The following is a 25,043-nucleotide window of genomic DNA, read 5'->3' on the forward strand; positions in this document are numbered from 1 at the left end:
TAGCATCTGTTGTCATGGATGCCACTGATCGGGCAATTATCGGCCTTCTGCAGTTGGAGGGTCGGCTCAGCAACCTGGAGCTCGCCGAGCGGGTGCGGCTGACCCCCTCGCCGTGCCTGCGCCGGGTCCGTAACCTGGAGGAGTCGGGGGTGATCAGTGGCTACCGGGCCGTGATCGACCCGGTAGCCGTCGGGCGTGGATTCCAGGTCCTCGCCTATGTCGAGCTGGAGGGACAGGACGCCGAGACCGTCACCGCCTTCGAGGCGGCCGTCATGGAGATCGACGACGTGGTCGAGTGCCTGCGCATGTTCGGCCGTCCCGACTACGTGCTACGGGTCGCGGTGCCCGATATGGAGTCCTACAGCCAGCTCTGCCTGGAGAAGCTCGGCCGTCTGCCCGGCCTCGACAAGCTGACCTCGCAGATCGCGATGAAAGCGATCAAGGCGGGCGGTGTCCTGCCCCTGTGAGATGACGGCCCCCTACCGGGGTGGCGGGGGGTCGCCCGTGTCCGGCTCAGACCGTGCCGGTCTTGATCCGGGTCAGGAAGTCGGCCCACACCTGGGGGGTGAACAGCAGGGCGGGGCCCCCGGGGTTCTTGCTGTCGCGTACCGCGACGACGCCGGGGAGGTTGACGGCCACTTCCACGCATTCGCCGCCGTTGCCGTTGCTGCGGCTGCTCTTGTGCCACCGGGCGTCGGTCAGATCCATGTGCTCATCCTTTTCTCGATGAAGGCCGCGGACGCGGCCTGCGGTAGGGCGTAGGAGCGCAGCGCGTCGAACTGGGCCGACAGCGGGTCGACTCGGCCCGGATCGATCATGAGCTGCGCGGATTCCGCGTTCTCCATGTACACGATGTCGGGCGCGCCCTTGAAGGAGAGCACCAGGATGGGCCCGGCCAGTCCGGCGTAGGCACCCACCTCGAACGGGATCACCTGGATGGTGACCCTCGGTCGCATCGTGGCTTTCAGGAGGTGTTCGAGCTGGTCGCGCATGACACCGCCACCACCGATGGGGCGGGTCAGCACGGCCTCGTCCAGCAGGACGAAGAGGATCGGGGGGTCCGGCCGGTCGAGCAGTCGCTGCCGCTGCATACGCACGGTCACCATCTCCTCAACCTCCTTCTCGGTGTCGAACGGCCGTCCCGCCCGGGTCAGCGCCCGCGCGTAGTCCTCGGTCTGCAGCAGCCCCGGCACCACGGAGAGCTGGTAGTTACGCAGCGTTCGCGCCTCCCACTCCAGCTCGAACAGGGAGCGGACCCAGGCGGGTGAGGACTCCCTGCCGATCAGCGGCCAGAGCTTGATGAGCGTTCCGCCGGTCTCCAGCACCTCGTCGCACCGCTGTGCGAACTTCCTGGTCGGGGCGCGGGCGGCGGTCTCGATCAGGCCGACCAGTGAGGTGGAGTAGGAGGTGCGCCTCGCCAGCTCCTGCTGGCTCCAGCCCATCGCCTCTCGTAGTCTGCGCAACTCGGACCCCCAGTAGGCGGTGACGCTCGTGCTGGGGTCCAGCTCTTTCGGTGCGGGCATGGGGGCTCCCGTTTTTCTGGGTCCTACACGGTTCGGGGCGGGACCTACAGCCGACCCGAACCGAGGTGCATGTACCTCTTCGTAGTCGAACATCTACAGAAAGTAATCACTCCTGTTCACTCTGGGAAGAGGAAACGACGGATCGTTTCCATGGAATGCCGAGAGGAGGTGGACGGTGGTGATCGTTCGAGGTGTGCTCGCCGGGACGCCCGCCGTACACGCCGCCGGTCTGCTCCGTGACGAGCTGGCGCGACAGGGCGTCGAGGGTGACGTTCACGGTGGCTACGGTCTGGCGCTGGTGTCGGTGCGAGAGGATCTGGTGGTCTGGACGGACGGTATGGTCTACCGATGGTGGACCGGCCGGGTGTCGGCGAGGACGGGGCGGCGGCTCTACGCGGTCTACGGCGTGGACAACCCGGCCACCGTGGCGCGCGGCGTGATGCTGCGCTACGCCGAGCTCAGGGGGGATCGCCGGGACGTCACCGCGCCCCCGCCGCACAGGGGCGCGCCTCCCCGTGACCGGACGGAAGGCGTCCACCCGGTGGCCGCTCCCCTCCGGTAGCCCCGAACCCGGTACGGCACCCGCCCCACGGGTGCGAGCGGTTCGCGGGCGGTCAGGCCGGAGCGTGGGGCTCCGGCCTGACCGCCCGCGCGGGAGCCGGACGGCGCCGGTGCCCTCAGGCGCCGTTGGACATGGTCCGGTCGAGGACGCCGGTGTCGGGGACGGGACGGCCGGGCGGTATCGGCGGCCCGATGGACGGCGCCGGGGCGGAGCGCGGGAGGGGCTGGTCGGCGGGCCGGTCGATCTCGGGAGGCGTGGCCCGTTCCAGGAAGCGGAGCAGTTCGACGGGGAAGGGCAGCACGAGGGTGGAGTTCTTCTCGGCGGCGACCTCGACGACCGTTTGGAGCAGGCGCAGCTGCAGCGCGGCGGGGTGGCCGGTCATCGTCTCGGCGGCCTCGGCCAGCTTCTTCGACGCCTGCAGTTCCCCCTCGGCGGTGATGACGCGGGAGCGCCGTTCGCGTTCCGCTTCGGCCTGCCGTGACATGGATCGCTTCATCGACTCCGGCAGGGCCACGTCTTTGATCTCGACGCGGTCGATGTGCACGCCCCAGCCCACGGCCGGGCTGTCGATCATCAGTTCCAGCCCCTGGTTGAGTCGTTCCCGGTTGGACAGCAGGTCGTCCAGCTCGCTCTTGCCGATGATCGACCGCAGCGAGGCCAGCGCGACCTGGCGAATGGCGGATTCGTAGTCCTGGACGTCGACGATCACGCGTACGGGGTCGACGACCCGGAAGTAGACCACGGCGTCCACGCGGACCGTCACGTTGTCACGGGTGATGCCGTCCTGAGCGGGCACCGGCATGGTGATGATCTGCATGCTGACCTTCTGCAGCCGGTCGGCGACCGGCATGATCAGGGCCAGCCCGGGGCCGCGGACCTCGGCGCGGACCTGCCCGAACCGGAACACGACGCCCCGCTCGAACTGTTTGACGACCCGGACACCCGTCCCGAGCCACAACAGGCCCAGTAGCAGGACCAGGGCAGGGATGATGGTGATCATTTCATCCTCCGACATCCGCCCTCGGGCCGGTGAGGGTGACTCCGCCGGCGATTCGAGGACCTTTGGATCGATAACCGGTTCTGCCGGGCTCCGCTCGGGGAAGGAGGCCGGCCCGTCTCAGCGGGGGTCGGGGTGGGGTCCGCCGAGCCCGGAGCCGGTGCGGCGCGCGGGCCGTCACGGCCGCGGGTGACCGGAGCGCTCCCGTCGGCGCCGCGCCTTCCAGAGCGCCGCGGCCGTCACGGTGAACATCAGGGCGCCGACCGGTGTGCCCGCCATCAGCAGGATCACCCCGAAGGTCAGGCTGAGCACGAGCAGGTTCGTGTAGGTCCACCAGGTCAGGTCGGGTGACGCGCGGTTCAGGCGCCGCACGTCGGCGTTGAAGGACCGCGCGAAGCCCGGATCCTCGACCAGCAGTCGGCATTGGATCTCGCGCAGTGCCTCACGTTCGCGGTCACTGAGCACGACACACCTCCCAGGGGTGCCTGTCTGTCGGGTGCCGCCTTGTCGCTGCGTCTACCCGAACTTTTCTATCGTAGCACGATATAAAATACCCGACATAAGCCTTATTTGCTGTGCGGGTCGAGCGGCCCGTACCTGGTCCGTCCAGGCAAGGAGGCCGATGTCCCGCAGGAGGGCCGGTGGCCGCCGCGGGGAGCGGGTGTCCCAGGGGCGCTCCGGGGGTGTGAACGTACGGCCGCGGATCAAATATGTCGTATTACGATACACTTGCGGGGTGGTGAATCCAGAGATCGAGCAAGCGCGGCGTCGTGCCGGCGTGGCGGCGCAGGGTGAAGGACAGGGTGGGGAGGCGGAGTCCGAACCCCTGACGAAACAGGATTTCGAGGCGTTGGCTCGGTTCCGGTTTGGGATCCGCCGCTATCTGCGCTTCAGCGAGGAGACGGTGCGCGGGGACGGCCTCACTCCCCAGCAGTATCAGCTGCTGCTGGCGCTGAAAGGGTTTCCCGGCCGGGAGTGGGCGACCGTGGGGGAACTCGCCGACCGGCTCCAGCTACGTCATCACAGCGTGGTCGAACTGGTCAATCGAGCCCAGAGGCAGGGACTGGTGAAGCGGGACACGCACCCGGACGACGGCCGGGCGGTGCGGGTGTTGCTGACCTCGGAGGGGGAGCGGGTCCTGACGCGTCTGAGCGCGCTCCACCGCGACGAACTGCGGCGCATGGACGCGATACTCGCCCCCCCGACCTGGAACCGCACACCGTAGGAAAGACGCGCGCCGGCCCGGTGGGTGGAGCGGCGCGCCTGGCCCGATCACGCTGCGCGACCTGACCCGGGGCACCACGTACCCGGCCCGGCACCGGCTGTCCCCATGTCAGGTCGCCGTGATCCTGGCGGGCGGCCAGGATCCCTCGGTCGCGGCGAGCCTCCAGGGAACGCCGAGCCGGGATCCAGCGCCGGCCACGCCAAGATCGAGAAAGACCGCGATTAGCATCGCTAATCCTCAGCGCAATATTGGCGTGGTCTTGTCATCTGGACACTGCATCCGCCGCCCGTGAGACTCACACCACGGTGATTGGTCCTCGGCCGTATCGGATGGGGAATGCGGCGGGACGACGATCTATCACTTGTTGCATCACCTCGAAAAGCGCGACCCGTGCCCAGGGTGGAACACCAAAAATACGATACCACGTCTGGGAGCATTGAAAGGCAAGTGATGATCAAGAAGCGCGTTTCTCTGGCCATTAGTGCGGTGCTCTTGGCTGCCCTCTCGACGGCAGCGTGCGGAAGCTCCGAGCCGGTCGCCGAGAATAAGTCCGGAATCGAGACCGTCAAGCCCGGTGTTCTTACCGTGGTTTTTGCGGACTTCCCTTACGCCGGATTCATCGACGGCAGCGACCCCACGGCCCCGACGGGTGGTTACTTCGTCGACCTGACCGAGAAGATCGGCAAGGAGCTGGGTCTCAAGGTTGAGTACAACAAGATCGACTTCACGGCCATGATTGGCGGCCAGGCGAAGAACTATGACATTTCCGCGGACACCTTCTCCATTCTTCCGGAGCGCGTCGAGAAATTCGACATGACCATTCCCATCTGGTCCGACCACATCGCGATCGCCACCAAAAAGGGCGTTGACGCGAGCACCGCGGACAAGATCCGGGACCTGAAGCTGGGCTCCTGTGGCGCGTGCGACACGGCCCAGTACATCAACAAGGTGATCAAGCCCAATGTCAAGCCCCTCGGCTTCGACGAGGATCAGCAGAAGTACGACGCGGTGATGGACGGCCGCATCGACGGTGCCCTCGGCAACCTTCCGTCGGTCCTCGCCAAGATGCAGACGCCGAAGTACGCCGGCATGCAGGCCGCCTGCCAGCTGCCCGAGGAAAGCCAGTACGCCTGGATCCTCAACAAGGGCGCCGCGGTCTTCCCGAAGGTTCAGGAGCTGCTGAAGAAGTACCAGGCGGACGGGACCCTCAAGGCGATGCAGGACAAGAACGTTCTGCCCACCCTCGGTGGGGTGGACCCGGCCTCCGTGCCGACATGCCCGTCGTTCAGCTGACGTTGACGTCTGCCGCCGGTTCCGGTCGGCCACCAAAGAAGTGATCACGCGAGAGAGCTCGATCGCCGTCCACGGGGACGGCGATCGGGCTTTCCCGCCGAGCAGGGAAGCGAACCATGAATCAAACCATTGGGGATCCAGCGCAGTCGCCGGACGGCCTGTTGGCCGTCGGCCAGGTTGATTCCGATGGCGACAGCGCACCGCGCAGGTTCCCGAGCATGATTCCATCGATCGTGGCGACGGTGGTTTTCCCGCCGCTGGGGCTGGTCTCGCTCGCGGGCGCGGTCGGATATCGCAGGTCGGTGCGGGAGGGGAGACCCTCCGTCGCGCAGGCCGTGAGAGCGCGGGACTGGGCGACGTACGCGTTCGGCGCAGCCCTCACCACCCTGATCGTGGGGGCGCTCGCGGCTTTTCTCCTGCTCAACGATCACGCCGTGCTGCGTGCGTATTTCGACCTGGACGCCCTCAAGACGAGCATCCCGGAAATCGGCGGCGCCTTTCTCGGTAACCTGTATGTTTCGATCATCGCCGAGATCGGAATCGTGATCTGGTCTCTGATTCTTGTCGTGGGTCGTTCCATACCCGGCCGGGCGTATCTTCCCATACGGCTTATCGTCGTTGGCTATATCGACCTGTTTCGCGCGCTTCCGGGTCTTCTGACGATCCTGCTGATCGGCTTCGGGCTGCCCGCCACCGGCATTGAATTCTTCGCCGGCATGTCGCTGTACCAGACGGGGGCCATAGCCCTCGTCATCGTCTACGGCGCCTACGTCGCCGAGATCTTCCGCGGGGCCATCGACGCCATTCCGAGCGGACAGCTCGCCGCGGCGCGTTCACTGGGTTTCGGATATTTCGGCGCCATGCGCCACATCATCCTGCCCCAGGCGATCCGGGCGACTCTGCCCTCGCTGCTGAACTGGTACATCTCCGTGCTCAAGGACACCTCGCTGCTCTCGGTGCTCGGTCTGGTCGAAGGTCTCACGACAGCGAGAATTCAGGTCACCTTCATGTCCAACCTGAGCCCCCTGGTGGGAGTCTCCCTGTGCTTCCTGATCGTCACACTGCCGCTGTCGCGGCTCACGGACTACATCATTGTGCGCTCGGCTCGCAAACGCCAGGGAAAGGCGTAGATGAATGTCATTCGTCAAACTTGAGAATGTCGGAAAAACCTACGGGTCCATAAATGTTCTTAAGGATCTGAATCTCCGGGTCGACAAGCACGAGGTCGTGTGTCTTATCGGCCCGTCCGGCTGCGGCAAATCAACAATGCTCCGATGCATTAACGGGCTGGAGAGCATTCAGGCCGGGAGCATCTTCGTCGGTGACCTTGAGGTGTCGAGTCCCATCGTGGACATAAACGCCGTGCGCCGCCGCGTGGGGATGGTCTTCCAGCATTTCAATCTCTTCCCGCACATGACGGCCATTGAAAATGTCATGGTCGCTCAGCTGCGTGTCCTGGGCAGGGACAAGCGGGCGGCGCGGGACATGGCCTTCGAACTCCTCTCGCGTGTCGGCCTGTCGAAGAAGATCGACAAGTACCCCGAGGCGCTCTCGGGAGGCGAACAGCAGCGGGTGGCCATCGCCCGCACGCTTGCCATGTCCCCGCAGGCCCTTCTGCTGGACGAGATCACCTCCGCGCTCGATCCGGAGCTCGTCGGCGAAGTCCTGGAGATCGTTCGCGAGCTCGCGAACGAGGGCATGACGATGCTGCTGGCGACCCATGAGATGAGTTTCGCGCGCGAGGTCGCCACCCGGGTGTGCTTTGTCGCCGAGGGCGGAATATACGAGGAGGGCCCCGCGGAAAAGATTCTGTCGAACCCGGACCGGCCGAAAACGCAGGCATTCTTGCGTCGCCTCGTCGAATCGCACCGTCTCTAGACACCAGAACGGCAACAACCGCGCGGCGTTAGCCGCGTAATCGGAGATCACGACTCATGAGCACGGACGATATCGGCTACTACTTCGCCTACTGCACATGGCTGGACCCACGCCTCCTCAAAGCGAGGGCTCCCAATGCGAGGGTTGTCACCCTGGGCAGGGCCCACAACCGGCGAGTCGAGTTCCGCCGGTCGGCGGACCTGGCAGGCGACAAGGGCTGGTGCCACCTCTCGGACACCGGTGACGCCTGGGGCCGCGTCGCGTACGGCGCGGTCATCGCGATGAGCCCACCTCAGAACGCACGGGTCTTCGCGGCGAATGAGGCTCGGTTCCTCACCGTGCACGGAGACGACGGTGTCGCCTACGACTGCTGGACCTACTGCCTGAACAATCCGGGCGAGCCGATGAGGGTCCCGGACTACGAATGGGACCACATCGTGGCCGGCGTTGAGGCCTGGGACCTGCCGCGGTCCTACGCGGCGGAGTTGCGGGCGACCTACGACGGGGCCGAGACCTGCCCCGACGCGGGACGCGCCAATCCTGTCCTCATCCCCGACGAATAGCCGACGACCGTATCCAAACGTCAGAAGAGAGCGAATCAACCCATGACCGTGACACAAGACGTCGTCGTCATCGGCGGCGGCCTCAACGGTGCCGCGACCGCGTATCACCTGGCCCGGCTGGGCGCGGGGCGAGTCACCGTCCTGACCGGAACCATGGATGACCGTGGCGCCTCCCAGGACGCCGTGGGCCTGCTCAGGACCCACCACGACAACAGGCCCGAGGCGGCTCTCGCGGCGGCGAGCATGCCGTTCTTCGAGCACTGGCAGGAGCACGTGGGGGCGCCCAACGGATGGCTCCCCTCGGGCTTCATCCGTTTCGTCGACGAGAGTGAGGTCGAAAGCCTCAAGACCAATGTCGCCATTCAGCATGAGCTCGGGGTCGAGGCGCTCGTCCTCACCCCCGGGGAGATCTCCGAGCTCCACCCTTACTTCGACCTCCACGGGATCGGCGCGGCGGTCTACGAGCCCAACGCCGGAACGGCCGACAACTGGTTGTGCACAACGACGCTCCTCGCCGCGGTGGAGCGGCTGGGGGCCACCGTGAACCCCACGGACGCCACCAGGATTCTGGTCGACGACCACGGAGTGGCGGGCGTCCTGACCGCCGACGGGCAGACCATCGCCACGCGCACCGTCGTGCTGGCGGCCGGCGCCTGGGCGAAACACCTCGCCGCGTCGGCGGGTGTCGAGCTGCCCCTGGAGTCACGTGCGATATCCGTGGGTGAGATCGACCTTCCCGAAGGACTCGGCCCGGTCAGCTCATACATGGATCCGATCACCGACTCCTGGCTGACGCCCCGCGGTGGTCGTCGCGGCGTCATCACGCTCCACGACGAGTTCACCGGGAAGCCGGTCGATCCCGACAGCTACGGCCTGCGCGTCGATCCGGCCGCCAACGAGGTGGGGATCGCGAAGGTCACGTCCCGGATACCGGTACTCGGCGGCTCGAAGGTCCGGCGGTCATGGACCAGAGCCGACACCTACGCCCCGGACGGCAAGCCCATCCTCGGCGGGGTGGATGAGATGCCCGGGCTGTACCTGAACGTCGCCGGGGCCGGCAAGGGGCACAAGGTGGCACCGGCCGCGGGGCTGTCCCTCAGCGAGCTGATTCTCGGCCACGGCGCGAAGACCGTCGACCTGACGCCGTTCAACCTGAATCGATTCGCGGGCGCCGGTTTCCCGGTGTCCGGAGCGGAATACCTCAAACGCACCATCGGGTGAGCGTTCTCCCTTTCGCCCTGAAGCTCACTACTCAGAGGATTGACAATGACCTCGGCGTCTGACGAATTGACCACCTACTACTTCGGGTACGGCACCCTGCTGGGCACCGCGGAGATGCAGAGATACTGCCCGGGCGCCGAGAAGGTCGCCGTCGCCTCCTTCCCCGACCACCGGCTGGAGTTCTGGGCCTACGACGCGGAGGCCGGTCGTGTGGGATGCCACCTGACCGAGGCTCCGGGTACGAAGGCGTACGGAGTCGTCTACCGGGTTCCCGATGCGGAGATGGCCGGCCTCGACCGGGCGTCGGGTGTCGACCGCGACTGGTTCCGGCGCCTGCCCATCGACGTCACCACGGCGCAGGGCGAGCCCATGACGGTCACGACGTACTTCCTGACGGATCCCCTGCGACCGGAGACCCCCGACGACGCGTACGTGGGCCTGGTCCGCGAAGGCTCGCGTTCAGCCGGTCTTCCCGAGGAGTTCGTCGTCCAGCTGAACGACTATCTCGACGCGTTGCCCCCGCGCGCGACCCCCTGAAGGCCGGCGTCACCCCGTGCCCGCATTCGCGGTGAGACGGAACACACCCGGTCGCCGCCCATTCGGGATGTCGCCGTCGGCGGTGTTCGACGGCGGGGTCATACGCGCTGCGAGCCCGCCCCGCGGCGGGCGGGCTCGCCCGCCCGCCCCCGCCGGCCCGGGTGTTCACCGCGACGGCAGCGCCGCCCGGCCTCCGCGCCTCCATCGGGCCGACACGACGGGGCGCCCGTGACGACCCCCGCGCGCTCTTGAGCCACCTTCCTAAGGAGGAGTATCAACGTGGCAAAGTCCACCAAACCCGCGTACTGCATCATCGGCGCGGGGGCAGCCGGCCTGGCCGCGCTTAAGGCGCTGGTGAGCGCAGGCCATGACGTTACGTGTTTCGAACGCGCTGACCGCATCGGCGGGCATTGGCACACGGACTACGAGGCACTGCACCTGATCACGCCCCGGGATTCCTCCGGCTTCCTGGACAGCGGGATGCCTGACACCTATCCGATGTTCCCCAGCCGCGACCAGATGCGGGACTACATCGTCGACTACGGCATAAGCAATGGACTGACCGACCACATTCGATTCTCCACAGAGGTGGTCCGGACCCGCCCCGTCAACGGGGACTCCAGCCAGGGCTGGCTCGTCACGACGTCCGACGGTTCGACACGACGGTTCGACGCGGTGATCGTGGCCAACGGGCACCTGTGGGATCCCGATCTCCCGGCTCTCGCCGACGGATTCACCGGGGTTTCCCTGCACTCGTCCGCGTACACGAACACCGAAGATCTCAAAGGACGGCGAGTCCTGGTGGTGGGCGCGGGCAATTCCGGATGCGACCTGGCCGTCGACGCCGCGCAGGCGGGCTTCACGACCAGCATCTCGATCAGGGGCGGGCGGGTCTACCAGCCCAAGACGCTGTACGGCAGACCGCGCAGCGAGCTGAAGCTCGTCGCGAAACTGCCGGTGTGGCTTCAGGAGCGCGTCCTGCGTGAGCTGGTGAGAGTCGCGCTCGGAAACCCTGAGAGCCATCGCGGGCTTCCGAGGCCCGCCAGCCGGAACCTGTTCAAGAACCTTCCCGTCGTCAACAGCCTTCTGACCTATTGGATCGATCACGGTCGTATCCGGGTAACCGGTGAGGTCGTCGCCATCGACGGCAGGGCGGTGTCGTTTGCCGACGGGACCACGGAGGACTTCGACTCCATTCTGTGGGCCTCGGGATTCAAAGTCACCCTGCCGTTCCTGGAACCCTCCGCCGTCGAGACCAGCGGGGGCGTTCCGCTGAGGGTCGCGGGCGGTATTCTTCCCCTCAATGCCTCGCGTCTCTTCTTTGTGGGGCTTATCGCCCCCCGAGGTCCTCAACTACCCGTCTACTCCGCGCAGTCGGAGTTGCTTCTTGAGTTGTTGGACCTCCAGGAGAAGGTGACGGAACCCCTGGCGGAGCACTTCGGCGGAGCACAGGCCGCGACAGACCAGATCGATCACCTTCGGCACATCTGGGAGAAGGACATGGCCAGGACGAGACGGCTGGTACGCCGGCTGAGGCACCGCCCGCCGGCGGACGGGGCTCCGGACCGGCCCGTCCACCCGGCGGTTCCGGACTCCGCCGCCTCGTCCGCACCGCGAGTCGATCGAACTGCCGAGGGTCCGTGACCACCAGCGGATCTGGTGCTTGAGGTGTCAAAGTCTAGGGGCTGAGCACCTTCCAAACGGTTACCGGCTCAGTGATGCTGAGTCGGCGGGTCGATGACTAAGGAGAACTGTGACGGACACCTTTGCACTTATGGATGAATGGGGGCCGGAGAAGGTCGTCTGCGTCTCGGATCGCAAATCCGGGATGAAAGGCGTCCTTGTTCTGGACAACACCGCTCGTGGTATGGGCAAGGGCGGCACCCGCATGAGTCCCACACTCTCGGTCAACGAGGTGGCCCGGCTGGCGCGCACCATGACGTGGAAATGGGCGGCTGTGGATCTTTACCACGGCGGTGCCAAAGCCGGTATTCTGGGGGATCCCAACGCGCCGAACAAGGAGCAAATCTTGCGGGCCTTTGCCCGGGCCCTGGCCAACGAGGTGCCGAAGGAGTACGTCTTCGGTCTCGACATGGGGCTCTCGGAGAAGGACGCCGCGATCTTCATTGACGAACTCGGTGATCGCGGAGCCTCGGTGGGCCTGCCCAGGGCGCTCGGGGGAGTGCCCTACGACGAACTGGGGGTCACCGGTTTCGGCGTCGCGGAGGCGGCCGACGCCGCGGCCCAGACCACCGGCATCCTGATGAAGGGCGCCCGGGTCGTCGTTCAGGGCTTCGGCGCGGTGGGTTCCGCGGCCGCCGAGCAGTTCCGAGCCCTGGGAGCCACCCTCGTCGGGGTGTCCACGTCCGTCGGCTCGCTGCACGACCCCGACGGCCTGGACCTGGACCGGCTCCTGTACCTGCGCGGCGAGGCCGGCGACGGATGCGTGCGCGAGTACGGCGGGGTCAGGCCGACCACCGACGCGCTGGCCTTCGACTGCGACATCCTGGTCCCCGCGGCCACCCAGGACGTGGTGGACGTGGACGTGGCCCGGTCGACGACGGCCTCCCTGGTGGTCGAGGGAGCCAACATGCCGACGACCGGTCCGGCCCTGGACGTGCTGGCCGCGCGCGGCGTCTCCGTGGTTCCGGACTTCATCGCCAACGCCGGAGGGGTGATAGCCGCCGCGTTCTCCATGGACAACCGATACTCCCCGTTCGCCACCGATCCGGCTCAGATCTTCTCCCACATATCCGCGAAGATCCGCGGCAACGCCGAGACGGTCCTGCTGGAGAGCGGCAGGCGTGGTAGCACACCTCACGTCGCGGCCCGGCAGATCGCCCAGGAGCGAGTGCTGGCGGCGATGTGCCTGCGAGGCCAGATCTCGATCGACGAGCAGATCAAGGAGCCCGTGGCGTGAGCCGGACCCGGTGCCCGGCACGGCCCCGGCTCCGAACCCAAAGATCTTGACAGGCCCGGCACCCGAGCCTGATCCCTCCTACCGACCGTAACCACAGACTGAGAGAGCCGTTATGACCGCCACCGTCCTGCCCGCCGCCGATCACCTTCGCAGGGAGGCCCAAGGCGCCCTTGAGCGCTGTGGTGTGGACCCCGCGCTGCTGCACGGTGCGCACTTCTCACGGTCCCCCATCAACGGTGCGGATCTGCTGCCGGTCACATTGGTGGACGGCGGTGCCGTTGACGAGGCGGTGGCGCGTGCCCGGGAGGCGTTCCTCGTCTGGCGGGAGACCCCCGCACCGGTGCGGGGAGCGCTGGTGAGCAGGCTGGGCGAACTGCTTGTCGAGCACAAGGAGGACATCGCCACCCTGATCAGCCTCGAAGTCGGCAAGATCACCTCTGAGGCGCTCGGCGAAGTGCAGGAGATGATCGACATCTGCGAGTTCGCCGTCGGCCTGTCACGTCAGCTCTACGGAAAGACCATGCCGTCCGAGCGTCCCGGCCACCGGCTCATGGAGACCTGGCACCCGCTCGGGGTCGTGGGGGTCATCAGCGCCTTCAACTTCCCGGCGGCCGTGTGGGCGTGGAACGCGGCGGTGGCGCTGGTATGCGGTGACGCCGTGGTCTGGAAGCCGTCCGAGACGACGCCGCTGACCGCACTGGCCTGTCAGGCGGTCCTCCAGCGGGCGATCGGGGAGACGGGCGCGCCGCGGCACGTCAGCCAGGTCGTGCTCGGCGGGGCCGACGCCGGCGAACGCCTGGTGGACCATCGCGACGTGGCCCTGCTCAGCGCGACGGGGTCGACGCGGATGGGGCGGGTCGTGGGGCCGCGTGTGGCGGCCCGGTTCGGCCGATGCCTCCTCGAACTCGGCGGGAACAACGCGGCGGTCGTCGCGCGATCGGCCGACCTCGATCTGGCGACACGGGGGATCGTGTTCGCCGCCGTCGGCACCGCGGGGCAGCGCTGCACGAGCATGCGCCGCGTCTTCGTCCACGAGGACATCGCCGACGACCTGGAGAATCGCCTCGTCGCGGCATACGAGCGTCTCCCGATCGGCGACCCCACGGCGGAGGGAACGCTCGTGGGCCCGCTTGTCAACGAGAGGGCCTTCCAGAGTCTGACCGAGGCCCTGGGCCGGGCGGACAAGGAAGGGGGAGAGCTTCTCGTCGGCGGAGGGCGCCGCCTGGAGGACACGAGCCCGGACGCCTACTACGTCGAGCCGGCCATCGTCCGTATGCCCGCGCAGAGCGACATCGTGAAGGAGGAGACGTTCGCCCCCCTCCTGTACGTGATGCGCTACCGGGATCTGGACACCGCCATCGAGCTCAACAACGACGTCCCGCAGGGGCTGTCATCGGCGATCTTCACCTCCGACCAGGCCGAGGCTGAGCGGTTCGTCAGCGCCGTCGGGTCGGACTGCGGCATCGTCAACGTGAACATCGGCACGTCCGGCGCCGAGATCGGCGGTGCCTTCGGCGGGGAGAAGGAGACCGGCGGCGGGCGCGAGTCGGGATCGGACGCGTGGCGGGCCTACATGCGGCGGGCGACCAACACCATCAACTATTCGGGTGAGCTTCCCCTGGCCCAGGGCGTTGACTTCACCGTCTGAGGCCCTGTCCGGCGGACGCGGGGCCGCGGGATCAATGGCCTTCGCCGTTGCCGGCATCGGGGTGTGTCACGTATCCAGGCGTGGGTGGGCACACCCCGGGCCGGGTGGCGACGATCGTCGCCGCGGCCCGTTCAAGAGCGCGCAACGCCTCGGTGACGGCACGGTTGTACTTCGTCGCCCGATGCAGTACGACGACGTGGCGGCGGGCGGTCACGTCCTGGAGACGGGCCGCGAAGACCCCGTCGCTGGTCACGTGGCTGAGTGCCGGAACGAGGGCGATCCCGAGGCTGGAGCGTACGAAACTGCGGATCACGTCGTAGTCGTTGCTGCGGACGGCCACGGAGGGTTCGAAACCCTTGCCGGTGCAGAGCCGCACCATGCATTTGGACCCCGGAGTGCCCTCTCGGGTCGAGACCCAGTTCTCGGTGGCCAGATCGGGCAGGACGACGGTGTCGGCGGTGGTGAGGTGATGGCCCTCGGGGAGCAGCAGGATCAACTCCTCGTCAAGCAACGGCTTCGCCTGCAGGCTCCGCGGCCAGGACTTGGGGACCAGGTCGTAGTGGTACACCAGGGCGAGGTCGATTCTGCCGTCCTGGAGACTCGTCACCAGATCCTCGGACTCGCCCTCGTCAAGAAGGATCTCGACCTTCGGATGCCGGCTGAGGAACGCCGCGAGCGCCTCGGGGAGCAGCTGCTCGCTGGCGGTGGGGAAGCTGCCTATCCGGATGAGCCCGACGGTGCCCTCTGCCATGCCGGTGATGTCGTCCTCAAGCGCCTTCAGGCTTGCCAGGGTGTCGTGCGCGCGGGCGGCCAGGAACTCCGCCGCCGCCGTGGGCCGTACACTGTGCGCGGCCCGCTCGAAAAGGGGAACCTTGACGACCCGCTCCAGAGTGGCGATCTGCTGCGACACCGCGGAGCCCGTGTATCCCAGATCCCGCGCGGCGTCGGCGAACGAGCCGGCGCGGATCACAGCCACAAGTGTCCGCAGGTGAACGGGGTTGAGCATCCGAAATCCTATCTGCAGCTCGGTTGACGCCGGGCGGCGACAAGGAGCTAAGGCAACGCTAGCGCTAGCTCAGAATAAATCTTGAACTGGGGATGTGGCGTCACGGCGTCCTGATCGTGGACCGTTCCGGGCACGGCGTCCCCCGCACTCGGCCGATCGGCTCGGCCCGCTCCCGTGGCGGGCCGCTTCCGCGGTGCGGGAGCGCTCAGTGGGTGTCACTCGGGTAGGTGTTCGGCGAGGAGCTGGGCGAGGTGCCGGCCGGTGCGGTCGGTGAGGGTGTTGAGCTGGGTGCGGCAGCTGAATCCGTCGGCGAGCAGGACGGTGCCGGGCCCGGCCGCTCTGACGGCGGGCAGCAGCCGGTGCTCGGCGACGGCGACGGAGATGTCGTGGTGCCCGCGCTCGACCCCGAAGTTGCCTGCCAGGCCGCAGCACCCGCCGAGCCGCTCGACGTCGGCGCCGGCGTCGCGGAGCAGGGCGGCGTCGGCGTCCCAGCCCATCACGGCGTGGTGGTGACAGTGGGGCTGGGCGACACCGGTGGTGCCGGTCAGGTCCGGTGGGGTCCAGCCGGGTGTCCGGCCGAGCAACTCGGCCAGGGTGCGGGTCGCGGCGGCGACCTCGGCCGCGGCCGAGGCGTCCTGCCCGTCCAGCAGCTCGGCGGCGTCAGCCCGCAGCACCCCGGTGCAGGAGGGTTCGAGCCCCACGACGACGGCACCGGCCCGCACGTGCGGCAGCAGCGCGTCGACGGTGGCGCGCACCTGTCGGCGGGCGCCGTCGAGCTGGCCGGTGGAGATCCAGGTCAGGCCGCAGCAGACCGGCCGATCGGTGACGATGACGCGGTAGCCGGCGTCCTGAAGGACGGCGACGGCCGCCTGCCCGACCTCGGGGGAGAAGGCGTCGGTGAAGGTGTCGACGAACAGGACGACATCCCCGTGCCTTCCGGCGCCGGGCTGTACGGGCCGCCGGGCGAACCAGTGCCGGAAGGTGTTCTCCGCGAACGCCGGCAGCGACCGGCGCCGGTCGACCCCGGCGCTCCAGGCGACGAGCGGGTGCAGCGTCTTCGAGCGCATCGCGACGTTGGCCAGCCGCGTGAGGGCGACCGAGCGGGAGACCAGCCGCGCCCAGCGCGGCAGCCACCCGAGAGCGTAGTGCGACCGTGGACGCGGCCGGCGCCGATACCTCTGGTGCAGCGCCTCGGCCTTGTAGGCGGCCATGTCCACACCGGCCGGGCAGTCCGACGAGCAGCCCTTGCACGAAAGGCACAGGTCCAGGGCGTCGTGGAGCGCGGGCGATCTCCACCCGTCCGGGCCGAGGTCGCCCGACACCACGTCCTGCAGCACCCTGGCACGGCCGCGTGTGGAGTCCTTCTCGTCCCGCGTGGCCACGAAGCTCGGGCACATCACGCCACCGTCGGCGCTGTTGTCGGCCCGGCACTTGCCCACACCCGTGCAGCGGTGCACCGCCATCGACAGGTCACCGCGATCGTGGCGGTACGCCAGGCCCAGGGTGGTCAGTTCGGTCCGTCGTAGCGGCTTCGCCGCCGCGACCCGCACATCGGCGTCGAGGGGGGACGGGCGCACGATGACGCCGGGATTCAGCAGGTCATCGGGGTCGAACACGCCCTTGACCCTCTCGAACAGCCCGATCGCCCGCGGCGAGTACATCAGCGGCAGCAGCTCACCCCGGGCGCGGCCGTCACCGTGCTCACCGGACATCGACCCGCCGTGCTCGGCCGCCAGCGCGCCGGCCGCGAGCAGGAAGTCACGGAAGACGCCGGTGCCGCGCGGGGTGTCGAACGGAAAGTCGATGCGGATGTGGACGCACCCGTCGCCGAAGTGCCCGTACGGCAGCCCGGTCAGCCGGTACTGTCCCATCAGGGTCTCGAACTCGCGCAGGTAGGCGCCCAGCCGCTGCGGCGGCACCGCCGCGTCCTCCCATCCGGCGTGGGCGGGATCACCGGCCGGGGTACGCGAGGACAGTCCCGCGCCGTCCTCCCTGATCCTCCACAGCGCCGCCGCGTGGACGGTGTCGGTGACGATCCGCGAGTCCAGCGCCCCGGCGTCCGCGACCAGCCTGGCGGCCGCGGCCCGCACGGCGCCGATCTCCTCACCCACCAGCTCGACGAAGAGCCAGCCGGAACCGCGCGGCAGCTCGGGGACGGCCCCCGGCCCGCGCCGCTCACGCACCACGTCCACGATCCGCGCGTCCAGCCCCTCGCAGGCGACGGGAGCGTGCGGCAGGACGGCGGGGACGGCGTCCGCGGCCTCCGCCATCGACGGGTACCCCAGCGCCACCAGAACCCGCACGGGGGCGTCACGCACCAGCCGCACCCGGGCCGCGAGCGTCAGAGCCAGCGTCCCCTCGCTGCCCACCAGCGCCCGCGCGACGTCGAACCCGTTCTCCGGAAGGAGATGTTCCAGCGAGTAGCCCGACACCTGCCGTCCGAACCGGCCCAGTTCGGTGCGGATCGTCGCCAGGCCGGCGCCCACGACACCCCGCAGCTCGTTCAGCAGCGGCGAGGTGGTCGTGGGGTTCTCCACCGCCCCCAGCCGCAGTCGCTCCCCGGTGCCGGCCAGCACATCGAGTCCCAGCACGTTGTCACTGGTCCGCCCGTACCCCAGCGCCCGGGATCCGCACGCGTTGTTGCCGATCATCCCGCCCAGCGTCGCGCGGTTGTGGGTCGAGGGGTCGGGCCCGAACCGCAGGCCGTACCCCGCCGCGGCCCTCTGCAGGTTCGCCTGCACCACACCGGGCTCCACCAGCGCGGTCCCGCCCTCGGCGTCGATCTCCAGCACGCGGTTCAGGTGGCGGCTGACGTCCACCACCACGCCGGGCCCGACGGCGTTACCCGCGATAGACGTTCCCGCCCCCCGCATCGTCAGCGGGACGGCGAGTTCACGGCACACCCGCAGCACGGCGGCCAGCTCGTCCACGTGACGCGGCACCACCACGGCCCGGGGAGGGATTCGGTACAACGACGCGTCAGAGGAGTACAACGACCTGCGCAGAGGCGACCCGTCCACGTCCCCGGCACCCGCCGAACGCAGGGCCGCGACCAGATCCGCGTCGACGCGACTTGTGACGTTCATAGCATTCTCTCTTGTCATCTCGTGCCGCCGTCAGCCAATGCGGTTCCCCCGCGGAGAGCCGGGCCTCACGCCGTATTGCGTCAGGGGGACCTGCTCTCCCGGGGACTCGGACGCCGGAAGGCTGAGGGTGGTCACGGTCGGCTCCTGGTCTCAGAGATCGTGGATGGGTGGCTTCTCAAGGGTGCGCGGCTCGGAACGACGGGCACCGCGCCGATGGGCCTGGTGTGGCGGCGCCGTCGGCGGACATCCGCCGGCTCCCCGTCTCACGAGTGCGGTGGCCACCCGCCCTCACGGGGCCGGGTGCCTTCCACGGCGCCGGTGCGGCGAGCGGCGACGCCGGCCGGGTCGCGCGCCGCCAAGCGGCGCGCGACCCGGTGGGCGTTTCCGGTCACAGTACTAGGCTCTCAGGTGAGTACGCCTCCGGGCAGGTCGATCGCGTCGAGGTCGAGAGCCGCCGCGACCTGCCGCAACGACTCCGCGCGCTGCGCCTCGTACAGCTCGGTGGGCTCCTGGACCTGGCGGCCGATCGCGTCGGACATCCACTCGGCGTCTCGGTGGACACCGCCGCCGGTGTCCGTCACAGCCCCGGGGCCGGTGAGGTTGGACGAGAAGATGCCGGCCGCGGAACGAGGCAGGAAGTCCTCGTAGACGACGGGACGCGGTACGACCCAGCCGTCCGCGAGCAGCTGTGATAGGGCGGCGGAGGGGGCCACGCCGTCCAAGGCCCTGGTGCTGTTGATCTCGTAGGTGAAGAAGGCCAGGTCCCCGGCCGCCAGTTCCTGCTCGGTGCGGGGCATGTGGTCCGACCAGACCTGCCGCGCCACGTCCTGACGCCGAGCCGACGTCGATTCGGCGTGCCTGCGGTCCACCTCCGCCACCAGGGCGCTGTACAGACTCCGTCCCGCGGTGGTCAGCGCGATACCGCGTGCCTCGACCTCGCCGAAGCGAACGCGCAGTTCGCCGGGGCGGACGGTGCCGTCCGCGTCACGGAGCCGGCGGGGCTCGGCCAGGGCGCGGAAGGACGTCTGACGCAGGAGCACGTCAGGTCCGTCCCATCGCGGCGGCCCCTGGATCTCGTCGATCATCTCGATGCCCCGGCGGGTCATCTGCCGGTACAGCTCGTCGATGTCGAGGACACGCGGGGTGAGGTGGTTGATGTGCGTGGTGGTGACTCCACCGATGTCGGCGGCGACACTTGAGACGGCTTCGAGCTCCTGGTACCAGCCGCGGTCGACCGGGGCGTCCGACAGGGCGAACGCGCCGACCGCCAGCTCAAGGAAGCGGGCGGCGCGGCCGGTGTCGAGACCGCCGTCCGCCTCCGCGGAATCCGCCAGGGCCAGCAACTCGTCCGGGAACAGCCGCCGGCGGGAGAGGAACGTGTTCAGACGCTCCGCGAGGTCGGCGTCGAAGAATCTCCGGTCCTCGGGCACGAGCAGCGAGACGAAGACCCGGAAGGGGTTCCTCGCCAGTTCCGGCGCGGTGATCGGCCGGAACGCCGTCGAGACGACGGGGATGGGAGACGGCGCGGCGTCCCGGAGGTCGTAGAAGCCCGTGGGGCTCATCCCCAGCGCGCCGAAGATCCGGGCCACCTGAGCGAGCTCGGCGGGCGTCCCGACCCGGATCGCCCCGTGCCGCTCCGCGGTGACCCTGCCGATCGATCCGAGCCTTTCGGCACCGGCTCCCCGCTCGGCGAGCACCTGCCCGTTCACCTGCTGCGACACGTCGACAAGCGTCGCGTAGGCGGGCACCTCCGTGCCGTAGAGGCCGGACAGCCTGCGGGCGAACTCGGCTCTGAGGCGCCAGGTCTCAAGGTATGTCATGCCGCGTGCTCCAGCCCGTCGAGACCCTTCCCCATCCCCCGCGTCCTGTTGTCCAGGACGGGAACGCCGTGCCTTTCGGACCTGTGGCCGGAGACGCGGACCACCTTCTTGGAACCCCAGCCGTTCATCGAGGGGTAGAACTCGGACACTTCAACTCCTTCGCGGCGGTGTTGGACAACCGCGCATCCCAAGGATCACTGACCCTGCGAGCTGGGCCAAGGCCGCGAGCGTGCGATCTGGCTGTTCCCAGACCTAGGAAAGCTGGTGCTGCGCGTGACGATCCGAGGGCTCGTCACGTCCGTCTCCCCTTCCGCGCGCTGAGCTGAGGTCATCGGCCCTAAAGCCACACCGGTTCCAGGGGGTCGCCGACGGCCGGATCGTGGTGAGGGAGATGGCGGGTCCCGTCCCGTGGTTCGCCGGACGGGACGACAATCTCGTCCACCGGTCGGAGTTCGGCCACGGCGGCCGTTTCGCCGTGGTGGTGGGGTGCCCGGCGGCGTCAGCTCGCGAGTGGCGGAAGCTCTGAGGTGAGCCACGGGAGGATGACCGGAAGAACCTGGTCCGCCTGCATGGCCCGCATGTGGTCGAGGCCGTCGAGGACCCGCACGTCCCAGCCGAGTCGTTCGAGCTCCGCGCGCCGTTCCAGGATCGGTCCGGCGATGTTCACCTGGACGTCTCCCCACTTCGGTCCGTAGTCGATCCTGTCGGCCGATCCGGCGAAGCACAACCTGGGGCAGGTGATCCGGCTCTGGGCGGCTCGGTCGTCGAAGCGCTGAAGCGCCTGGTAGAGCGTGACGAACTGGCGGGTCTGGTCCTGCGACATGGACACGGTGACGTTCGACCAGTCGCCCGCCTCCGCCGGTTGGGTGGACGGAGGGTTTCGCTGGGTGGACGGCGGGGTCCGCGCCTCGACGGCCATCCGGTGGGTCGCGGCGGTGACTTTGAGCATTGCCTCGTAGGGGCCGCCGACGGGCGGGAAGCCCCCCATGACGAGTGCTGTGAGGCGGTCGGTGCGGATGGCGAGCTGCATGCCGGCCATGGCCAGCCAGGAATATCCGTAGTAGGCGAAGTCGCCGGCGCCGGCCGCGTCGGCGACGGCGAGCAGATCATGGGCGACGGCGTCCGGGGTGAGCGTGTCGGCTTTCGGCACGCTCAGGATGTGTCCCTCGTAGTCGAAGGCGATGGTTCGAAACCCGTCCCTCAGCCCGGTGACCAGGGAGTGGCCGAGAGAAGGGTCGGCGCCCCATTTGCGCATCTCCTCGGCTTTCGGGCCTTCGTCCGCCGGCTCGGGGTTCACCGGAACCAGGACGGCCGGTCCGTCGCCGTGGATCTCGATCTCGATCGTGCGTCCGTCGTGAAGTGTCGCGGATGGCATTGGGCGTCCTCTCAAGAGCCCCGGCGGGCCCCGGCCAGCATCTCTATATGACGTAAGCTATTGCTGTCCGAGCACAATACCTTATCTCGTAAGGAGTTGCGTGGTGGTTGTCTACGCCGGCCAGGGTGACGCGCGGAGAACGCTGGCGCTGCTGTGGCGCACCTCGGCACCTGAAGGCGCCCGTACGGCCCCCGGTCCCAAGCCCGCCCTGACGGTGGACGCCATCGTGGACGCCGCGATCGCGGTGGCCGACGCCGCCACGATGGACGGCCTGTCCATGCGGGCGGTCGGCGAAAGGTTCGGCCGCACCGCCATGTCGCTGTACACGTACGTGCCGACCAAGCGAGAACTGATCGACCTGATGTACGACCAGGCTCACGCGGAGATGCCCGCGGATCACGACCTGTCCGGCGGCTGGCGCGTCGGCGTGGAGTCCTGGGCGAACGAGCTGCGGGCCCTGTACCTACGTCACCCGTGGCTTCTCCAGGTGTCCCACGCGCGGCCGGTGCTCGGACCGCACGAGCAGGGTGTCCTTGAGTCCATCCTTCGCATCCTCAAGGAGACGGGACTGGAGCCGACGGTGGTCCGATCGGTCGTCGGCTCCCTCTTCAGCCTGGTCCGCGGTGCGGCGCGGTCCGTGGTGGAAGCCGGGTCGGCCGCCGGCACGACAGGAACCTCCGACGCGGAGTGGTGGGCACTTCGCGGGAGTCTCCTCAGGCAAATCGTCCCCGATTTCGACCGGCGATTCCCGCTGTCGACCCGGCTCTCCGCGGAGGAGCCGCAGCCGTCATCGGCTGAGGGGACGCCGCGCTGGGAGCGAGAGGCCCGGGAGGCGTTCACCGGAGGCGTGAACATCCTGCTCGACGGCGTCGAGTCGAGAGCGCGGCGCCGGGCACACTGATTTGACCGCGTCCCACACGGTGTCGGCGGAGAGCCGCGGCGCGGGATGCGGCCCGGAGCGGGAGCCGTACCGCTACGGCTCCCGCCTGGTGGTCAGCCGGGGTGGTGAGCGCTGGGCCGGTCACCGCCTCGTGCGTGGTGCGCCCCCCGGCCGAAGGGGGCCGTGTCGCTCAGCGGTTGGTCCACAGGTGCCAGAGCCAGTCCCCCTCGGAGCAGGTGTAGTGATCCCAGTGGCCCCGGTCGATTCCGCCCTGGCCGGCCGTCACGCAGTTGGAGTGGGTCCTGTACCAGTCGCGATACACGTTGTCGCCGGCGGGCACCTGGCCGACCGTGCCGGCGGTCGCGGTCGCGGTCGCGGTGGCGGCGTGGGCGGGGGCCGAGAGGGCCGCCGGCGCGGCGAGCAGGGCGGCCGTCGCGAGTGCCGCGGTCCCGGCCCTCAGTGCTGGCTTGATCATGAGATACCTCTCCGTGGGGGAGTGTTTACCGCAATCACAGTACGCCATCAAGTCGTTACTTTGTGTATAAATAAAGGTCTCGGTGGAGCCGAGTGCCGCCCGTGGCCGCGAGACGCGGATGGGGCCTCGGCGGCCGCGGTCACCGGCCTGTCACCCGTCCCGCCGGCCGTCTCGCCCGTCGCCGGGCCGGAGGTTCCGGTAGGAGGCGGGCCGGGCGTCGAAGCGGACGGCCTGGAGGCGGTCGGCGGCGGGGCGGTCCAGCAGTGTGACACCGGCGGCGGGGGGGAGGGCGCCGGTGCGGGCGCGGGTGACGAGCACCTGCCAGCGACGGCAGTGCCGGGCGAAGGTGGCGGCGGTGACCACCCGGCCCCGGGAGATCTGCCCCTCGCGTGCGGCCCTCGGCTCCACGTCCAGCAGGATCAGGTGGACCTCGCCGCCGACCCGGCGGGCCAGCCAGGCGAAGCCGTACAGGATGTGCGACCAGGTGCCCCGGGTGTGCGCGACGACGCCGTGACCGGCCACCAGCGCCCGCGCGATCCGCCACACGTGCGTGATGTGCACCAGCGGGGTGCGGGCCCTTGGCGGGATCGCGCCCAGATAGCGGGCCCACCAGTTGCGCGACTGCCGGGAGTCGATCACCCGCACCTCCCCGGCGGGGAACGGCTCCCGCTCGTCACCGCTCAACCCGTACAGCCGGTCCAGCAGGGTGCTCTTGCCCGCGCCGGGAAGCCCGGCGAGCAGCACCAGCGTGCGGGGCGGGTAGGTCAGGACCGTGACGGTGTCCCCGGGCGGGCGGGCCGGGACGGCGGGCGTCGTACCGCCGGTGGTCGCGCCGGTGGTGCGGGAAAGTCGGTCTGCGGACATGCCGGCTCCTCGAATGACTCGGTCATCCGAGGTCTCCTTCACCCGCGCCTCGCGGGTGACCGCCCGGGGGCGCCGCAGGGCGCCCGTACTGACCGGGGCGGTTCTTGGGAAGTACTCCCCTCGCGGGTACAGGCTAGGGGACGTTCGGCCCCCGCTCCACCTGTTGGCCGGATCCGCCCCGCTACTGTCCCCATACTGGGATGAACATGTAACTCTGTGCTCCGACCGGGCGTGTCTTTGTCGTCCATATATTATTAATATTAATAATATATGGACTTTATGCCCTTTTGGGGCATTTTTCCCTTCTCCTGTGTGCGGACCGCCTCCTGCCGCCGCCTCGGCGTGTGTCTCGCGCCCGCGGCGTTCTCAGCGCAGCGCCGCCGCCTCGGCGGCCAGTTTCTCGATGCGCGCGTAGTCGCCGGCGGCGAGCGCGTCGGCGGGGGTGAGCCAGGTTCCGCCCACACAGCCGACGTTCGGCAGCGCGAGGTAGTCGGGGGCCGTCGCCGGCCTGATCCCGCCCGTCGGGCAGAACCGGACGTCGGGCAGCGGGCCGCCGAGCGCCCTCAGGTACGGCAGGCCCCCGGCGGCCTCGGCCGGGAAGAACTTCATCTCGGTCAGCCCGCGCTCCGCCAGCGCCAGCGCCTCCGACGCGGTCGCCACACCGGGCAGGAACGGCAGGCCGCAGCCCTTCATGGCGTCCACCAGCCCGGCCGTACTGCCCGGGCTGACCAGGAAGGCGGCCCCGGCCGCCACGGCCGCGGCGACGTCGGCCGGGGTCCGGACGGTTCCGGCGCCGACCACCGCCCCCGGCACCTCGGCGGCGATCCGCTCGACGGCCCGCAGCGCGCCGGCCGTGCGGAGGGTGACCTCGATCGCCGGCAGGCCGCCCGCCAGCAGGGCGCGGGCCAGGGGAACCGCTGTCTCCGGGTCGTCGATCACGACGACGGGGATCACCGGGGCGATGTCCAGCAGGCTCATGTGTACTCCATACTCGGCGTGTCCGGCGGGGCGCCGGTCCGGCCGCGCCGCCACGCCGGCAGAGGCGGGCTGGGCGGCCACGGCCGGGGTGGTGGCGATGCCGGGCGGTGGTCGTTCGGTGTCGGGGTGGTCTCGGACCGGCGGCGGAGGTCGCTGGAACGGGCCAGGTCCACCATATGGGGCGGCACACCG

The 25,043-nt window shown here is 69.0% G+C and carries 26 protein-coding genes; 14 read left to right on the forward strand and 12 right to left on the reverse strand.

All coding sequences use genetic code 11. The annotated features are described in order from the left end of the window. Positions 1-14 precede the first annotated feature (14 nt). Entirely contained in the window at positions 15-467 is a 453-nt protein-coding gene (locus ABZ194_RS21085) for an Lrp/AsnC family transcriptional regulator (RefSeq protein WP_355598683.1), read from the forward strand. 46 nt (positions 468-513) lie between these two features. Here ABZ194_RS21085 and ABZ194_RS21090 read toward each other — a convergent pair whose 3' ends face one another. Further along, positions 514-708 (reverse strand): DUF397 domain-containing protein, encoded by a 195-nt coding sequence (locus ABZ194_RS21090; RefSeq protein WP_355598684.1) that lies wholly within the window; start codon positions 706-708, stop codon positions 514-516. Next, positions 699-1,523 (reverse strand): helix-turn-helix transcriptional regulator, encoded by an 825-nt coding sequence (locus ABZ194_RS21095; protein WP_355598685.1) that lies wholly within the window; start codon positions 1,521-1,523, stop codon positions 699-701. The genes ABZ194_RS21090 and ABZ194_RS21095 overlap by 10 nt, the downstream gene beginning before the upstream one ends. 175 nt (positions 1,524-1,698) lie before the next feature. Between ABZ194_RS21095 and ABZ194_RS21100 the strand changes: the two genes are divergently transcribed. Beyond that, positions 1,699-2,085 carry a hypothetical protein gene (locus ABZ194_RS21100; RefSeq protein WP_355598686.1) on the forward strand — a complete coding sequence of 129 codons (387 nt, stop codon included), beginning with the start codon at positions 1,699-1,701 and terminating at the stop codon, positions 2,083-2,085. Between the two features lie 115 nt (positions 2,086-2,200). Here ABZ194_RS21100 and ABZ194_RS21105 read toward each other — a convergent pair whose 3' ends face one another. Continuing rightward, complete coding sequence (locus ABZ194_RS21105; RefSeq protein ID WP_355598687.1) at positions 2,201-3,085, reverse strand: slipin family protein; 885 nt, start codon at positions 3,083-3,085, stop codon at positions 2,201-2,203. A gap of 174 nt (positions 3,086-3,259) precedes the next feature. Next, positions 3,260-3,547, reverse strand: a complete 288-nt coding sequence (locus tag ABZ194_RS21110; protein ID WP_355598688.1) for a DUF3040 domain-containing protein — start codon at positions 3,545-3,547, stop codon at positions 3,260-3,262. A 271-nt stretch (positions 3,548-3,818) separates the two neighbouring features. Here ABZ194_RS21110 and ABZ194_RS21115 point away from each other — a divergent pair, with 271 nt between their 5' ends. The 10 genes from ABZ194_RS21115 to ABZ194_RS21160 all read left to right on the forward strand — a co-directional run bounded on the left by ABZ194_RS21115 (position 3,819) and on the right by ABZ194_RS21160 (position 14,367). Then, positions 3,819-4,307 (forward strand): MarR family winged helix-turn-helix transcriptional regulator, encoded by a 489-nt coding sequence (locus ABZ194_RS21115; RefSeq protein ID WP_355598689.1) that lies wholly within the window; start codon positions 3,819-3,821, stop codon positions 4,305-4,307. 450 nt (positions 4,308-4,757) lie between these two features. Then, on the forward strand, positions 4,758-5,600 hold the full coding sequence (locus ABZ194_RS21120) for a transporter substrate-binding domain-containing protein (protein ID WP_355598690.1): 843 nt from the start codon (positions 4,758-4,760) through the stop codon (positions 5,598-5,600). Between the two features lie 116 nt (positions 5,601-5,716). Then, on the forward strand, positions 5,717-6,730 hold the full coding sequence (locus ABZ194_RS21125; RefSeq protein WP_355598691.1) for an amino acid ABC transporter permease: 1,014 nt from the start codon (positions 5,717-5,719) through the stop codon (positions 6,728-6,730). Positions 6,731-6,734: 4 nt separating this feature from the next. After that, a complete protein-coding gene (locus ABZ194_RS21130; protein ID WP_355598692.1) occupies positions 6,735-7,478 on the forward strand; it encodes an amino acid ABC transporter ATP-binding protein in 744 nt (247 codons plus the stop codon). Between the two features lie 56 nt (positions 7,479-7,534). After that, positions 7,535-8,041, forward strand: coding sequence for a hypothetical protein (locus tag ABZ194_RS21135; RefSeq protein ID WP_355598693.1), 507 nt, complete (start codon positions 7,535-7,537; stop codon positions 8,039-8,041). Positions 8,042-8,083: 42 nt separating this feature from the next. Beyond that, on the forward strand, positions 8,084-9,262 hold the full coding sequence (locus ABZ194_RS21140; RefSeq protein WP_355598694.1) for an FAD-binding oxidoreductase: 1,179 nt from the start codon (positions 8,084-8,086) through the stop codon (positions 9,260-9,262). Positions 9,263-9,307: 45 nt separating this feature from the next. Beyond that, entirely contained in the window at positions 9,308-9,799 is a 492-nt protein-coding gene (locus ABZ194_RS21145) for a gamma-glutamylcyclotransferase family protein (protein WP_355598695.1), read from the forward strand. Positions 9,800-10,078: 279 nt separating this feature from the next. After that, positions 10,079-11,443 carry an FAD-dependent oxidoreductase gene (locus tag ABZ194_RS21150; protein ID WP_355598696.1) on the forward strand — a complete coding sequence of 455 codons (1,365 nt, stop codon included), beginning with the start codon at positions 10,079-10,081 and terminating at the stop codon, positions 11,441-11,443. Between the two features lie 109 nt (positions 11,444-11,552). Further along, entirely contained in the window at positions 11,553-12,719 is a 1,167-nt protein-coding gene (locus tag ABZ194_RS21155) for a Glu/Leu/Phe/Val dehydrogenase dimerization domain-containing protein (protein ID WP_355598697.1), read from the forward strand. 112 nt (positions 12,720-12,831) lie between these two features. Beyond that, on the forward strand, positions 12,832-14,367 hold the full coding sequence (locus ABZ194_RS21160; protein ID WP_355598698.1) for an aldehyde dehydrogenase family protein: 1,536 nt from the start codon (positions 12,832-12,834) through the stop codon (positions 14,365-14,367). Positions 14,368-14,398: 31 nt separating this feature from the next. Here the strand turns inward: ABZ194_RS21160 and ABZ194_RS21165 are convergent, their stop codons facing one another. The 4 genes from ABZ194_RS21165 to ABZ194_RS21180 form a co-directional block, all read right to left on the reverse strand. Further along, on the reverse strand, positions 14,399-15,373 hold the full coding sequence (locus ABZ194_RS21165; RefSeq protein ID WP_355598699.1) for a LysR family transcriptional regulator: 975 nt from the start codon (positions 15,371-15,373) through the stop codon (positions 14,399-14,401). A 215-nt stretch (positions 15,374-15,588) separates the two neighbouring features. Next, the gene (locus tag ABZ194_RS21170; protein WP_355598700.1) at positions 15,589-18,459 is read right to left on the reverse strand and encodes an FAD-linked oxidase C-terminal domain-containing protein; all 2,871 of its coding nucleotides are present in this window, start codon (positions 18,457-18,459) and stop codon (positions 15,589-15,591) included. A 404-nt stretch (positions 18,460-18,863) separates the two neighbouring features. Beyond that, on the reverse strand, positions 18,864-20,279 hold the full coding sequence (locus ABZ194_RS21175; RefSeq protein ID WP_355598701.1) for a VOC family protein: 1,416 nt from the start codon (positions 20,277-20,279) through the stop codon (positions 18,864-18,866). Then, positions 20,276-20,428 (reverse strand): hypothetical protein, encoded by a 153-nt coding sequence (locus ABZ194_RS21180; RefSeq protein ID WP_355598702.1) that lies wholly within the window; start codon positions 20,426-20,428, stop codon positions 20,276-20,278. The genes ABZ194_RS21175 and ABZ194_RS21180 overlap by 4 nt, the downstream gene beginning before the upstream one ends. Before the next feature lie 242 nt (positions 20,429-20,670). On the opposite strand from ABZ194_RS21180, the gene ABZ194_RS21185 reads away from it, so the two are divergent. Then, a complete protein-coding gene (locus ABZ194_RS21185) occupies positions 20,671-20,805 on the forward strand; it encodes a hypothetical protein (RefSeq protein WP_355598703.1) in 135 nt (44 codons plus the stop codon). Here ABZ194_RS21185 and ABZ194_RS21190 read toward each other — a convergent pair. Further along, positions 20,779-21,654 carry an alpha/beta hydrolase gene (locus ABZ194_RS21190; protein ID WP_355598704.1) on the reverse strand — a complete coding sequence of 292 codons (876 nt, stop codon included), beginning with the start codon at positions 21,652-21,654 and terminating at the stop codon, positions 20,779-20,781. The two genes, ABZ194_RS21185 and ABZ194_RS21190, sit on opposite strands and share 27 nt — an antisense overlap. 103 nt (positions 21,655-21,757) lie before the next feature. On the opposite strand from ABZ194_RS21190, the gene ABZ194_RS21195 reads away from it, so the two are divergent. Then, complete coding sequence (locus ABZ194_RS21195) at positions 21,758-22,555, forward strand: TetR/AcrR family transcriptional regulator C-terminal domain-containing protein (RefSeq protein WP_355598705.1); 798 nt, start codon at positions 21,758-21,760, stop codon at positions 22,553-22,555. Between the two features lie 169 nt (positions 22,556-22,724). Here the strand turns inward: ABZ194_RS21195 and ABZ194_RS21200 are convergent, their stop codons facing one another. From ABZ194_RS21200 to eda, 3 genes are all read right to left on the reverse strand, one after another. Continuing rightward, positions 22,725-23,009, reverse strand: a complete 285-nt coding sequence (locus ABZ194_RS21200; protein WP_355598706.1) for a hypothetical protein — start codon at positions 23,007-23,009, stop codon at positions 22,725-22,727. Between the two features lie 150 nt (positions 23,010-23,159). Next, a complete protein-coding gene (locus ABZ194_RS21205) occupies positions 23,160-23,873 on the reverse strand; it encodes an ATP-binding protein (protein ID WP_355598707.1) in 714 nt (237 codons plus the stop codon). A gap of 366 nt (positions 23,874-24,239) precedes the next feature. Then, positions 24,240-24,851, reverse strand: a complete 612-nt coding sequence (eda, locus tag ABZ194_RS21210; RefSeq protein WP_355598708.1) for a bifunctional 4-hydroxy-2-oxoglutarate aldolase/2-dehydro-3-deoxy-phosphogluconate aldolase — start codon at positions 24,849-24,851, stop codon at positions 24,240-24,242. Positions 24,852-25,043: the final 192 nt, after the last annotated feature.

Source organism: Streptosporangium sp. NPDC006007 (assembly GCF_040614315.1).
Lineage (GTDB): Bacteria > Actinomycetota > Actinomycetes > Streptosporangiales > Streptosporangiaceae > Streptosporangium.